This is a genomic window from Micromonospora sp. CNZ296 (assembly GCF_007827635.1).
Genome location: NZ_VISW01000002.1, coordinates 515,539 through 528,583 on the forward strand (window position 1 = coordinate 515,539; position 13,045 = coordinate 528,583).

General features: G+C 74.3%; 7 protein-coding genes. 5 read left to right on the plus strand and 2 right to left on the minus strand.

From position 1 onward, the window contains the following. Position 1 precedes the first annotated feature (1 nt). The 4 genes from FB455_RS05125 to FB455_RS05140 all read left to right on the plus strand — a co-directional run bounded on the left by FB455_RS05125 (position 2) and on the right by FB455_RS05140 (position 10,542). The gene (locus FB455_RS05125) at positions 2–190 is read left to right on the plus strand and encodes an MbtH family protein (protein WP_145752452.1); all 189 of its coding nucleotides are present in this window, start codon (positions 2–4) and stop codon (positions 188–190) included. Beyond that, positions 187–3,312, plus strand: a complete 3,126-nt coding sequence (locus FB455_RS05130; protein WP_145752454.1) for a non-ribosomal peptide synthetase — start codon at positions 187–189, stop codon at positions 3,310–3,312. The genes FB455_RS05125 and FB455_RS05130 overlap by 4 nt, the downstream gene beginning before the upstream one ends. After that, positions 3,312–8,798 carry a non-ribosomal peptide synthetase/MFS transporter gene (locus FB455_RS05135; RefSeq protein WP_145752457.1) on the plus strand — a complete coding sequence of 1,829 codons (5,487 nt, stop codon included), beginning with the start codon at positions 3,312–3,314 and terminating at the stop codon, positions 8,796–8,798. The genes FB455_RS05130 and FB455_RS05135 overlap by 1 nt, the downstream gene beginning before the upstream one ends. 94 nt (positions 8,799–8,892) lie before the next feature. Continuing rightward, positions 8,893–10,542, plus strand: a complete 1,650-nt coding sequence (locus FB455_RS05140; RefSeq protein ID WP_145752459.1) for a DUF885 domain-containing protein — start codon at positions 8,893–8,895, stop codon at positions 10,540–10,542. Here the strand turns inward: FB455_RS05140 and FB455_RS05145 are convergent. Together FB455_RS05145 and FB455_RS05150 are read right to left on the minus strand one after the other, a co-directional pair. Then, positions 10,488–11,702: a serpin family protein gene (locus FB455_RS05145; RefSeq protein ID WP_145752461.1), complete on the minus strand. Its 1,215-nt coding sequence runs from the start codon at positions 11,700–11,702 to the stop codon at positions 10,488–10,490. The two genes, FB455_RS05140 and FB455_RS05145, sit on opposite strands and share 55 nt — an antisense overlap. Before the next feature lie 42 nt (positions 11,703–11,744). After that, positions 11,745–12,257, minus strand: a complete 513-nt coding sequence (locus FB455_RS05150) for an NUDIX hydrolase (protein ID WP_013285954.1) — start codon at positions 12,255–12,257, stop codon at positions 11,745–11,747. Positions 12,258–12,476: 219 nt separating this feature from the next. Here FB455_RS05150 and FB455_RS05155 point away from each other — a divergent pair, with 219 nt between their 5' ends. Continuing rightward, positions 12,477–12,971 carry a type II toxin-antitoxin system PemK/MazF family toxin gene (locus tag FB455_RS05155; RefSeq protein WP_145752463.1) on the plus strand — a complete coding sequence of 165 codons (495 nt, stop codon included), beginning with the start codon at positions 12,477–12,479 and terminating at the stop codon, positions 12,969–12,971. Positions 12,972–13,045: the final 74 nt, after the last annotated feature.

Consider the following 13,045-nt stretch of genomic DNA (forward strand, 5'->3'; position numbering starts at 1 on the left):
CATGGCCGAACCCCGATTCCTGGTCGTCCGCAACGACGAGGAGCAGTACTCGATCTGGTCGGCCGACCGGGACCTGCCCGCCGGCTGGCACCACACCGGCTTCGCCGGCAGCCGCGAGGAGTGCCTGGCCCACGTGGACGAGGTCTGGACCGACATGCGTCCCCGCTCCGTGCGCGAGGCCCTCTCATGAGCGCGAGCCAGGAGTGGACCTTCCCGGCCTCCTACGCCCAGGAGCGGGTGTGGATGGCCAACCAGCTCGACGCCGGGTCGCCGGTGTTCAACGTGTCCTTCCCGTGGCTGTTCCCGGCCGGCGTGGACGCCGGCACGGCGAGCGACGTGGTCAACCGGGTGATCGCCCGGCACGAGGCGCTGCGTACCCACCTGCGGACCGACGACGGCGCGCTGGTGCAGGTCGTGCGCGCCCACGAGCCGGCGCCGCTGCCCGTCACCGACGTCACCCACCTGCCGGCGGGTGAGCAGCGGGCCGAGTTCGAGCGCATCCGCGGCGAGATGGCGCGCCTGCCGATCCCGCTGGACGCGGCGCCGCTGTGGCGGGCCCGGCTGATCCGCATGGAGGAAGGGCTCGCGTTGGCGTTCGTGGTGCACCACGCCGTCTTCGACAGCCACTCGGCTGTGCTGTTCCACGCCGAGCTGGTCGCGTTCTGCGAGGCCGCGCGCACCGGCGCCGAGCCCGCCGTGCCCGAACTGCCCATCCAGTACGCCGACTTCGCGGTCTGGCAGCGCCAGCAGCTCACCGGCGAGGAACTGGACCGGCAGCTCGCGTTCTGGACCGGTCACCTGGCCGGCGCGCCGCCGGTCACCGGCCTGCCGCTGGACCGGCCCCGCCCGGCCCAGCTCGGCTTCGCCGGTGACGAGGTGCGTTTCACGCTGCCCGACGGGCTGCTGGACCGCGTCGGCGCGCTGGCCACCGGCGCGCAGGCCACCCCGTACATGGTGCTGCTGGCGGGTTTCGCGGCGCTGCTGTCGCGGATCTCCGGCGACGCCGACGTGGTGGTCGGCGTCTCCACCGCGGGCCGGGACAACCCGGAGCTGACGCCGCTGATCGGCATGTTCGTCAACCCGGTGGCGCTGCGCTGCGACGTCTCCGGCGACCCGGCGTTCGCGGCGCTGCTCGGCCGCGTCCGCAACGGCCTGATCGACGCCATGGAGCACGGGCAGACGCCGTTCCAGAAGATCGTCGAGGCGGTCGACCCGCAGCGTGACCCGTCGGTGCAGCCGATCTTCCAGACCGCGCTGAACTGGATCCCGGACTCCGGCCTCGACCCGGTGGAACTGGGCACCACCAAGGACGACCTGGCCTTCGACATCACCACCGGCGACTGCCGCCTGGTCTACCGGACCGACCTGTTCGACCGGGCCACGGCCGAGACGGTGGTCCGCCGCTACGTCCGGCTGCTCGACGCCGCCGTCGCCGAGCCGGAGCGCACGGTCGGCGCGCTGCCGCTGCTCACCGACACCGAGCGGGAGCAGGTGCTCGGCGCCTGGAACGACACCGCCCGCGACGTGCCGGTGACCACAGTGGTCGACGAGGTGCAGCGGCAGGCGGCCGCCACCCCGGACGCGGCGGCGCTGGTCTGCGACGGCGTGACGCTCGGCTACGGCGAGCTGAACACCGCCGCGAACCGGCTGGCCCGGCTGCTCGTGGCCCGGGGCGCCGGCCCGGAGACGCGGGTCGCGCTGGCGCTGCCCCGCTCCTGCGACCTGGTCGTGGCGATGCTGGCGGTGCTCAAGGCGGGCGCCGCGTACGTGCCGGTGGACACCGCGTATCCGGCCGGCCGGATCGCGTACCTCGTGGAGGACGCCGCGCCCGCGCTGGTGGTGACCGCGCCGGACACGGCCGGCCTGGTGCCCGGCGACGCGCTGGTGCTCGACGGCGAGGTCGGCTCGGACCAGTCCGGCGACGACCTCACCGACGCCGACCGGGTCGCGCCGCTGCGCCCGGAGCACCCGGCGTACGTGCTCCACACCTCCGGCTCCACCGGCCGCCCGAAGGGCGTGGTGGTCGAGCACCGGGCGGTCACCGCGTACCTGGCCTGGGCCCGCGCCACCTACCCGGGGCTGGCCGGGGTGGCGCTGCTGCACTCGCCGGTGTCGTTCGACCTGACCGTCACCGGTCTGCTCGGCACGCTCACCGCCGGCGGCACGGTACGGCTCGCCGCGATCGACGAGCCCGCCGCCCGCGCCGGTGGCCGGCCCGCGTTCCTCAAGGTCACGCCGAGCCACCTGCCGCTGCTCGACGGCGAGCTGTCGCCGACGGCCGACCTGGTGATCGGCGGCGAGGCGCTGACCGGGGAGCAGCTCGCCGCCTGGCGGGCCGCGCACCCCGACGTGGCGGTGATCAACGAGTACGGCCCGACGGAGGCCACAGTGGGCTGCGTCGCGGCCCGCATCGCCCCGGGCGAGCCGGTCCCGGCCGGTCCGGTGCCGATCGGCACGCCCACCTGGAACACCCGGGCGCTGCTGCTCGACGCCGCGCTGCGGCCGGTGCCGCCGGGCGTGGTGGGGGAGCTGTACGTCACCGGCACCCAGCTCGCCCGCGGCTACCACGACCGGCCCGCCCTGACCGCCGAGCGGTTCCTGCCCTGCCCGTACGGCCCGCCCGGCGCCCGGATGTACGCCACCGGCGACCTGGCCCGCTGGCGTGCCGACGGCACGCTGGACTACCTGGGCCGCCGCGACGACCAGGTCAAGGTGCGCGGCATGCGGATCGAGCTGGGCGAGGTCGAGGCGGCGCTGCTGGCCCACCCGGACGTGCGCGCCGCCGCCGCTGCGGTCCGCACCGACGGCGGTGAGCCGACGCTCGTCGGCTACCTGGTGGGCCCGGCCCACGAGGACTCGGTCCGTGCCGAACTGGCCCGCGAACTGCCCGCGCACCTGGTGCCGGCCGCTCTGGTCCGGCTGGACGCGCTGCCGCTCACGCCCAACGGCAAGCTGGACCGCGCCGCGCTGCCCGCCCCGGCGGCGGCCGAGCAGGCCCAGGACAGCTACGTCGCGCCCCGCACCGAGGCCGAGGGTCTGGTCGCCGAGGTGTACGCCGAGATCCTCCAGGTGGAGAAGGTCGGTGCCCTGGACGACTTCTTCGCCCTCGGTGGCAACTCGCTGCGCGGCATGCGGGCGATGGCCCGGATCCGCGCCGAGGTGGACGTCGACCTGCCCATGCGGGCGCTGTTCAGCAGCCCCGTGGTGGCGGAACTGGCCGCCCAGATCGAACAGCGGATCGCCGCCGAAATCGACGGGCTCTCCGACACCGAGGTCGCCGCGCTGCTCGCGGCGGAAGAGGGAACCAACTGATGACCGACCTGAAGGATCCGGCCCGCGAGGCGGCCCGGCAGGCGCTGATCGCCCGACGGCTACGCGCCCGCCAGACCGCCCCCGCGGCCCGGATCACCCCCCGCCCGTCCGGCGCGGAGGTGCCGCTGTCCTACGCCCAGGAGCGGGTCTGGTTCATGGACCAGCTCGCCCCGGGCGAGGCGGCGTACCACATCGCGGTGCCGCTGCGGGTACGCGGACCACTCGACGTGGACGCGCTGCGCGCCGCCCTGACCGCGCTCGCCGACCGGCACGAGTCGCAGCGCACCCGCTTCCCGGCCGACGCCGACGGCCGTCCCACAGTGGTCGTCGCGGACACCGCCGACGTGCCGCTCACAGTGGTGGAGGCGCCCGACGAGGCCGCCGCGCAGGCGCTCGTCGACGCGGCGGCGGCCGAGCCGTTCGATCTGGCCAACGGGCCGCTGCTGCGGGCCCTGCTGATCCGGCTGACCGCCGACGACCACGTGCTGTTCCTCGCCCAGCACCACATCGTCGGCGACGGCTGGTCGGTGGACGTGCTGCTGCGCGACCTGATCACGCTCTACCGGGGCGGCGAGCCGCCCGCCCTGCCGATCCAGTACGGCGACTTCGCCGTCTGGGAGGCCCAGGAGCTGGACGGCCCGCAGGCCCGGGCGCACGTCGACTACTGGAAGCAGCAGCTGGCCGGCATCACCCCGCTGGAACTGCCGCTGGACCGGCCCCGCCCGGCCACCCAGACCTACCGGGGTGACTTCGTCGAGTTCCAGCTCGACCCGTCCGCCACCGAGACGCTCAACGCGCTCACCCGGGACAGCGGCGGCACCCTGTTCATGACGCTGCTCGCCGCGTACCAGGTGCTGCTGGCCCGGCACGCCGGCCAGGACGACTTCGCCATCGGCGCGTCGGTGGCCGGCCGGTCCGCGCCGGAGCTGGAGAACGTCGTCGGCATGTTCATCAACATGCTGCCGCTGCGCGCCGACCTGGCCGACGATCCGACGTTCGCCGAGCTGCTGGAGCGCACCCGCCGTACCGTGCTCGACGGGTTCGAGCACGCCGAGGTGCCGTTCGCCAAGGTGGTCCACGAGCTGGGCCTGCCGCGCGACGTCAGCCGCTCCCCGGTGTTCCAGACCATGTTCGTGCTGCAGAACTACGAGATGGGCCGCTTCCGCGGCGTGTCCCGCACCGACGACGTCACGTTCTCCTGGACCCCGATGGAGTTGCAGGCCACCCGGTTCGACTTCGAGCTGCACGCGGTGGAGACCGTCGACGGGCTCTGGGGCAAGCTGGTCTTCAACACCGACTTGTTCGACCGGGCCACGGTGGAGCGGATGGCGCAGCGGTGGACCGCGCTGCTGGACGCCGTCGTCGCCGCGCCGGACACCCCGGTGTCCCGGCTGCCGCTGCTGCCCGCCGCCGAGCGGGACCTGCTGGCCGCCTGGAACGACACCACAGCCGACTTCCCGCGCGCCGAGACGCTGCACGGCCCGATCGAGGAGCGCGCCGCGGCCACCCCGGACGCGGTCGCGGTCACCATCGACGGGCACAGCCGCACGTACGCCGAGCTGAACGCGCAGGCCAACCGCGTCGCGCACCGGCTGCGCGCGGCCGGTGTCGGCCCGGAGACCCTGGTCGGGGTGTGCGCGGAACGGTCGGTGGAACTGGTCGCCGGCCTGCTCGGCGTGCTCAAGGCCGGCGGCGTGTACCTGCCGCTGGACCCGGAGTACCCGGCCGACCGGCTCGCGTTCATGGTCGGCGACGCGGACGCGCCTGTGGTGCTCGTTCAGTCGCACCTGCGCGACGTGCTGCCCGACACCGGCGCCACGGTGCTCGAACTCGACGACGCCACGGTCTGGGCCGACCGGCCCGACACCGACCCGGCACCGGCCGCCGGGCCGGAGAACCTGGCGTACGTCATCTACACCTCCGGGTCCACCGGCCGCCCGAAGGGCGTGCCGAACACACACCGGGGCATCGTCAACCGGCTCGACTGGATGCAGAAGACGTACGGCCTCGGCGCCGACGACGCGGTGCTCCAGAAGACCCCGGCCAGCTTCGACGTGTCGGTGTGGGAGTTCTTCTGGCCGCTGCGCACCGGCGCCCGCCTGGTGCTGGCCAAGCCCGGTGGCCACAAGGACGCCGGTTACCTGCGCGACCTGCTGGTGTCCGAGCGGATCACCACCGCCCACTTCGTCCCGTCGATGCTGACCGTCTTCCTCGCCGAGGACGGCGTGGAGGCGGCGACCGCGCTGCGCCGGGTGATCTGCTCCGGTGAGGAGCTGCCGCTGGCCTCGGCCACCGACTTCACCGCCCGGCTGCCCTGGTGCGGCCTGCACAACCTGTACGGCCCGACCGAGGCGGCCATCGACGTGACCGCCTGGGCGTGCGAGCCGGACCGGCTTGCCGAGGTGACGAGCGTGCCGATCGGCGCGCCGATCGCCAACCTGCGGCTGCACGTGCTCGACCCGTCCGGCGCGCAGTGCCCGGTCGGCGTGGCCGGTGAGCTGCACATCGGCGGTGCCGGGCTGGCCCGCGGCTACCACCGCCGACCCGCGCTGACCGCGGAGAAGTTCGTCCCCGACCCGTTCGCCGCCGAGCCGGGCGCTCGCCTCTACCGCACCGGCGACCTGGCCCGCTGGGTCGTCGGCCCGGACGGCGGCGGGGTGATCGAGTTCCTGGGCCGCATCGACCACCAGGTCAAGCTGCGCGGTCTGCGCATCGAGCTAGGCGAGATCGAGAGCGCGCTGCGCGACCAGCCGGGCGTCACCGAGGCCACGGTGATCGTCCGCGAGGACAGCCCGGGCGACAAGCGGCTCACCGCGTACCTGGTCGGGGAGGCCGAGCACGCCGCGCTGAAGGGGGCGCTGAAGGACACGCTGCCCGAGTACATGGTGCCGGCCGCGTTCGTCACGCTCGACGCGCTGCCGCTGACCCCCAACGGCAAGCTGGACCGCAAGGCGCTGCCCGCGCCGGTGGTCACCCGCGAAGCGTCGGTGGCGCTTGTGGAGCCGCGCGACGACACCGAGCGGGCGCTCGCCGCGATCTGGTCCGAGGTGCTCGGCGTGGACACGCTCGGCATCGACGACGACTTCTTCGACCTGGGCGGGCACTCGATGCTCGCCACCCAGGTCGTCGCCAAGATCCGCAAGGCGGAGCTGGGCGGCCGGGCGGCCGGCGTGATGGACCTGTTCCAGCAGCGCACCATCCGCGACCTCGCCGCGTTCATCTCCGGCGACGCCGCGCAGGAAGGGCCGCGCCGGCTGCTCTACGAGCTGACCAAGCCGATCCCGGCGGGCAGGCGGGTGCTGACGTACGTCTGCGTCCCGTACGGCGGCGGCAGCGCCATCGTCTACCAGCCGCTGGCCGACGCGCTGCCGGCCGGGTACGGGCTGTGGTCGCTGGCGATCCCCGGCCACGACGTGGGTCTGAGCGAGGACGCGCTGCCGTTCGACGAGCTGACCAGCCGGGTGGCCGACGAGATCCTGGAGCGGGTCGAGGGGCCGATCGCCCTGTACGGTCACTGCGGCGTGGGCAGCGCCATCCTCGCCGACGTGGCCCGCAAGGTCGAGGCGGCCGGCCGGGAGCTGGAGGCCGTCTACATCGGCGCCATGTTCCCGTTCGCCCGCCCGAAGGGCGTGATCGCGGCGCTCCGCGACCGCCTCGAGCGGCTCAGCAGCAACAGGCACTCCGCGAGCTGGCTCAAGTCGATGGGTGTGGACACCGACGAGCTGGACCCGGAGCAGGCCGACCGGATCATCAGCAACATGCGGGCCGACTCCCGCGCATCGGAGGAGTACTTCACCCGGCTGCTGGACCAGCAGGCGGCGAAGCTCCGGACGCCGATCATCTCGGTGGTCGGCTCCGAGGACCCGGTGACCGACTACTACCGCGAGCGGTACGCCGAGTGGCAGTTCCTCAGCGACACGCTCGGGCTCGTCGTCCTCGACCAGGCCGGGCACTTCTTCCTCAAGTACCGCGCCGAGGAACTGGCCGAGATCGTCACGCAGGTGCACCCGGCGGTGGTCGCCGGTGACGTCAGCGCGCTGACGCCGGAGGCCCGGGGTGAGGACGCCGGCTGGGTGGTGGCCGACACGCTGCGGGTGGGCGAGGACCGCAAGCCCACCAAGACGGTCAAGCCGAGCATGGGCCGGTTCATGGCCATCACGACCGGTCAGCTCATCTCCAGCACCGGTTCCGCGCTGACCGCGTTCGCGCTGCCGATCTGGCTGTTCAACCGCACCGGCTCGGTGGCGAACCTCGGCCTGCTCTGGGCGCTCGCGCTGATCTGCGGCGTGCTCATGCTGCCGGTGGCCGGCGCGCTTGTCGACCGGGTCAGCCGGCGCCGGATCATGATGACGGCGAGCTGCTTCGCCGGGTCCGTCCAGCTCGTGCTGGCGGCCCTGTTGTGGACCGACAACCTGGTGCTCTGGCACATCTACATGCTGGTGGCGCTCAGTTCGGTGGCCGGTTCGTTCCAGCGGATCGCGTTCCAGTCGGCGGTGCCGCAGCTGGTGCCCAAGCGCTACCTCGGGCACGCCATGGGCATCACCCAGCTGTCCACCGGTGTGGCCACGCTGCTCATGCCGGCGTTCGCGGCCGGCCTGCTCGCCACCATCGAGCTGAAGGGCATCCTGCTGGTCGACGTGGCCAGCTACGTGTTCGCGGTGCTCACCCTCGCCGTGGTCCGCTTCCCGGACGCGCTGGGCTGGCGGCCCCGGGAACGGCTGCTGGTGGCCATCGCCAACGGCATGCGCTACTCGTGGCGGCACCGCGGGTTCCGGCTGATGCTCGGCTACTTCGCGCTGGGCAACATCTTCCTGGCGCCCGCGCTGGTGCTCATCACGCCGCTGGTGCTGTCGTTCGGCAGCCCGACCCAGGTGGCGCAGGTGGCGCTGGCCGAGGCGGTCGGCGCGGTGCTCGGCGGCGTGCTGATGTCGCTGTGGGGCGGTCCGCGCAAGCGCCGGATGATCGGCGTGCTGATCGGCAACCTGGGCACCGCGATCGGCTGCGTGCTGATCGGCCTGGACGCGTCGGTGGCGATGATCTGCGTCGGCTTCTGCTGGCTGGCCATGTCGATGACCACCGCGCAGTCGATCTACGCGACGATCGTCCAGGTGAAGGTGCCGCAGCGCTTCCACGGCCGGGTGTTCAGCCTCAACCAGACCATCTCCTGGTCGACGCTGCCGATCGGGTTCGCGGTGCTCGCGCCCGGCGCCACCGCGCTGTTCGAGCCGATGCTCGCACCCGGTGGGGCGCTGGCCGGTTCGGTGGGCGCGGTGATCGGCACCGGACCGGGCCGGGGCATCGGTTTCGCGTACATCTGCTTCGGCGCGGCGCTGATCCTCATCACGCTGGGCGGGTTCGCGATCCGGCTGCTGCGCCGGTTCGACCTGGAGGTGGAGGACTCCCTGCCGGACGACCTGATCGGCGCCCAGGAGCGTGAGAAGCGCCTGGCCGCCAAGGCCGAGAAGAAGGAACTCGTCTCGGTCTGACCCCGCCTCCCATCAGGTTGATCAAGGAATTCGCGTCGGTTCCGGGCTTCCGGCCGGCGCGAACTCCTTGATCACCGGGGCTAGCATCGGTGCGATGAGCGAGGACGTGACCGACGCGCTGTTGCGGGAGATGGGGCGCCTCGATCCGTGCGCCGCAGTGGTCGAGGCCGGTGAGCAGGACGCCGACGGCCTCACCGACTACAGCCCGGACGGTCACCAGGCCCGCGCCGACCTCGCCGCCCGCGCCCTGCGCCGGATCGAGGCGCTGCCCGCGACCCCGCTGCACGCCCACCTCGCCGAACGGCTGCGCGCCCGGATCGCCTTCCACGACGCGGGGGAGGACCTGCGGGAACTGCACGCCGCGGCCACCGGCCCGCTCCAGCTCATCCGGCAGTGCGTCGAGTCCGCCGTACCGGGCCGCGACGCCGGGCACGCGGCCTCCGAGGACGGCTGGGCCCGCGTCGGCGCGCGCCAGGCCGCGATCCCGGCCGCACTCGACGGGTACGCCCGGAGCCTCGTGCTCGCCGCAGCGCGCGGTCACCTGCCGGCCCGGCGTCAGGTGGAGCTGGTGACGCGGCGCTGCCGCGCCTGGATCGACGACGACATCGCCCTGGTGCAGCGGTACGGCGACGGCCCGCAGCGCGCCTCGTTGCAGGCGGCGGCCGAGGACGCGCGGGAGGCGTACCGGAGATTCGCCGCGACGCTCACCGCGGACCTCGCGCCCCGGGCGCACGACGACGAGGCCTTCGGCCCGGCGCGGTACGCCCTCTGGGTGCGGGCCTTCCTCGGCGCGGAACCGGACCTGCGCGAGCTGTACGCGTGGGGCTGGGACGAGTTCACCGCGATCGAGGCGGAACTGGTCGCCGAGGCGAGAACCCTGGGCGGCACCGTGCCCGAGGTGCGGGACCGGCTCGACCGTCCCGACGCGCCGGGCGTCCTGCGCAGCCGGGACGCGTTCGCCGCCTGGCTCCAGGAGCTGCTGGAGGCCACCACCGAGCGGATGCACGGCACGCACTTCGACATCCCGGCGCCGCTGCGGCGCATCGAGTCACGGGTCACCACGTCGGGCGGGACCGCCTACATCGGGCCGTCGCGGGACCTGACCCGGCCGGGCCGGGTCTCGTGGCTGCTGCCCGAGGGCCGGGAGCACTTCTCCACCTGGTGGGCGTACAGCACCGCGTACCACGAGGGCGTCCCCGGCCACCACCTGCACCTCGGCTCGGAGGCGTGCCGGGGCGGCCCCGGGCAGCGGCTGAACCTGCTCGGCGGGCTCTCCGGCGCCCAGGAGGGCTGGGCCCTGTACGCCGAGCGGTTCATGGACGAGCTGGGACTCTACGAGCAGCCGGGCGCCCGGCTGGGCCACCTGTTCATGCAGTTGCTGCGGGCGGCCCGGGTGGTGCTCGACATCGGCCTGCACCTGAAGCTGCCGATGCCCTCCGGCGGCGGCGCGCGGTGGACGCCGGACGCCGCGCTGGACCTGCTGCGCGAGCGCTGCCACCAGGGCCCGTACGCGCCACTGGAACTGGCCCGCTACCTGGGCCGGCCCGGGCAGGCGCTGACCTACAAGGTGGGGGAGCGGGTGTGGCGGGACGGCCGCGCGGCGTTCCCCGGCGACCGGCGCGCGTTCCACAACCGGGCGCTGGAACTCGGCTCGCTGGGACTGGACCAGCTCACGAGCGCGCTCGCCGCCTATCCGGCCTCGTCGGCGGGCAGCTCCTCCGGGTCGGCCACCCAGGCGGAGTAGACAGGCAGCGCGTGCCACGGCCCACCGGCCGGGTCGGTGGTCACCGCGACGACCGCGTACGGGTGACCGAACCGCAGCTCGGCGACGCGGGCGACACCCTCCGGCGGCAGGCCGGCCACCATGCCGAACGCCGTCACCGCGGCGGCCTCGAAACCGTAGCGCCCGAACCGGGCCACCGCGGACTGCGCGGCGTCGAACCCCGGCCCGGCCAGGCCCAGCAGTTCGCCGAGCGCCCGGGCCGCCGCGTCGAAGCCGAACCCGGGTGCGGTCAGGTCGTGCCGGCTGCGCGCCGACCAGCAGGGCAGCACCGCCGTGGCGCGTTCCTCCCGGCCGTCCGGGGCGAACGTGTTGACCGGCTTCTCCCGCAGCGTCCACAGCGGCGTCTCGCCCAGCGGCAGGTCGAACAGTGACAGGCGGCCCGGCACGGAGTCCGGGATGAGCGCGGCGGCGCTCGCCAGCTCCTGCGCGGCGGCCAGCACGTCGGCCGCGGGCACCTCGGGCGCGGCGGCCACCGACACCACGAGCATCCCCGCGCCGTCGTCGCCGGTGCGGGCCGGCACCGCGTGCACCGCCACGTCACCGGCCCGGTCGGTGGCCGCCACCCAGCAGCGGTGCCCGAACGGCGGTGTCCGCAGCACCCGGCTCAGCCGCCCGGCCCAGGCGCTGCCCGCGCCCAGATCCGCGCCCGGGGCCGTGTCGAACGGGTCGGCCCACGACACCCGGGTCGCGAGCGCGCTGGCCAGGACCAGCAGGGTGCCCGGGGCGACATCGACCGGGAAGCGGTCGATCAGCCCGCCGGTACGCTCCCGGGCCCAGGCGTCCAGCGCCGCCTGGTCCGGCAGCGGACCGCGTTCGGTGTTCTCCGGCAGGGCGGCCCGCCACGCGGCCAGCTCGTCGGCCGGGGTGCGCTCCCACAGCGCGGTGGCGGCGGCGACCATCGGGTGCGGCGCGGCGAGCAGCGCCCGGGCCTCGGCGGCGGCGTCGTCCGGGTCGACGTCGAGCGCCTCGGTCAGCGCCGCGCGGGCGTCGCCGGTGGCGGCCGGGCCGGCCAGCGCCAGCAGCAGCCAGGCGCCCAGCGGGGAGGCGACGTGGTGGGTGTCACCGGCGGCGCGGTGCAGCCGATCGGCGTAACGGGCCAGGGGTGCGTGCAGAGGAGTCACGGCTCCACTCTGCCCGCCGCCGCGCCCGGTGGCACGCCCCGGTCACGACCACAGTTCGAACGGCTCGTCGATCTCCTTTCCGGCCAGGAACGCCGGCAGCAGCTCGGGCAGCCGCCCGGGGTAGCAGCGTGGCCGCTCGGCGAGCACCTCGGCCAGCGGCCACCAGCGGAACCCGAAGTAGTCCTCCACCTCGTAGTCCAGCCGCAGCGCCTCGTCCACGTCCGGCCCGGGGCCGGGCAGCCGTACCGTCACCACCACCTCGTCCTGGAGGTGGCGGCGCTGCCGGTGCCGGAAGCTGGCCCGCCGCCGCCACGTCGGCGCGCCCACCTCGTCCGGGCCGATCGCGATACCTGTCTCCTCGCGCAGCTCGCGTACCGCCGCCTCCCGGTACGTCTCACCCGGGTCCAGCCCACCGCCGGGTAGCTCCCACCACACGCCGAGGTCCGGGTGGTCCGGGTCACGGGTGTGGAACAGCAGCAGGCGGTCGGCGGCGTCGAGCACCACCAGCCGCACCGCGCTGCGCTCGAACAGCGGCAGATCGTCGGGTAACTCCACGCCCTTAGCGTAAGGAAGGGCCCCTTCTTAACGCCTCCGGTAGTAGAAGGGCCCCTTATTAACAGCGCGCCTCGCGAGGCTCCCCGCCCGGCGGCGCCGGCGGTGAACGCGGCGCGGATCTGGCGGCGGGGCACCGTCACCGGCGCATGATGGCATCGCGTACCCGGCCCGGCGACCCGATTCCCGGGCGGTCGCACCCCGGCCGCTAGGCTGCCCGCCGTGGCAGGTCTGTTGAAGAACGTGGCGTCGCGGCTCGGCCGGATCACCCGGGTCGTGCCCGCCCCGGCCCGCACGGTCGGGCCGATCCCGGCGCAGGTCGCGCGCCGCCGCCAGGTCAGCGCGTTGCAGCGCCGCGAGTTGTCGTACGCCCCGGAGCCGGACGGGCAGGCCGACCCGGGCGAGATCGTGTGGACCTGGGTGCCCTACGAGGACGATCCCCGCCAGGGCAAGGACCGTCCGGTGCTGGTGGTGGGGCGGCACAGCCGCACGCTGTTCGGGCTGATGCTGTCCAGCCAGAGCGACCGGGACGGCCAGCGGCACTGGCTGGCGCTCGGCCCGGGGGAGTGGGACCGGGACAGTCGGCCGAGCTGGGTACGCCTGGACCGGGTGCTCACCATGCGTGAGGACAGCATCCGCCGCGAGGGCGCGGTGCTGGACCGGCCGCGGTTCGACCGGGTCGGGCAGGCGCTGCGCGCCGGCTACGGCTGGCGCTGACCCACCGGACGGAGCCCGCCCCGGCACCCCGCGACGAGCTGGGGCAGGCAAGGCGGACCGGACCCAGCGGCCCG

Excerpts from the sequence above, each read along its gene's own strand:
- FB455_RS05125 (WP_145752452.1), top strand. The coding sequence starts at position 2 with ATGGCCGAACCCCGATTCCTGGTCGTCCGCAACGACGAGGAGCAGTAC.
- FB455_RS05130 (WP_145752454.1), top strand. The coding sequence starts at position 187 with ATGAGCGCGAGCCAGGAGTGGACCTTCCCGGCCTCCTACGCCCAGGAG.
- FB455_RS05135 (WP_145752457.1), top strand. The coding sequence starts at position 3,312 with ATGACCGACCTGAAGGATCCGGCCCGCGAGGCGGCCCGGCAGGCGCTG.
- FB455_RS05140 (WP_145752459.1), top strand. The coding sequence starts at position 8,893 with ATGAGCGAGGACGTGACCGACGCGCTGTTGCGGGAGATGGGGCGCCTC.